General features: G+C 54.0%; 1 pseudogene. It reads left to right on the forward strand.

The annotated features are described in order from the left end of the window. Window positions 1-570 (forward strand): annotated as a pseudogene (locus ACYVL2_RS20085) (hypothetical protein); the annotation flags it as partial.

Here is a 570-nt window from a genome sequence, read left to right on the forward strand (position 1 = left end):
CCAAGATGCATGGCTACCTGCAATGGGTGAAAGCCAATACCAAGGTGCCAGTCACCTATGCCGATGTGTGGGAGTTTTGGCTCAAGCATCCTACTTTAGAGCAGGACGTGGACTTCGTCACCGTGCATATTCTGCCCTATTGGGAAGATAAGCCGGTTGCCATTGATCAGGCGGTTGCCCATACCGCCTCGGTGATGGGACATTTGGGTACAGTCTTTAAAAAACCTATTTTGATTGGTGAAACCGGCTGGCCATCGCAAGGTCGCCAACGCTTCTGGGCCAAGCCGAGCGCGATCAATCAAGCCAAATATATGCGTGGTTTTTTGCAGGCCGCCAAGCAGAGTCAATGGCAATATAACGTGATTGAAGCCGTGGATCAGCCTTGGAAGCGTGAGCTGGAGGGCACGGTCGGGGGGTATTGGGGCGTGCTTGATACGGACCTAAAACCCAAATTCAGCTTGCAGGGAGCGATGGCTGAGCGTGCAGATGGCTTGAAACCCTATCTGGCCGCGCTCGGGCTGGGGCTGCTACTCGTTGCCTATGGATTTTATCGCCATCGCCCAGCGAATC

Source organism: Glycomyces halotolerans (assembly GCF_054779575.1).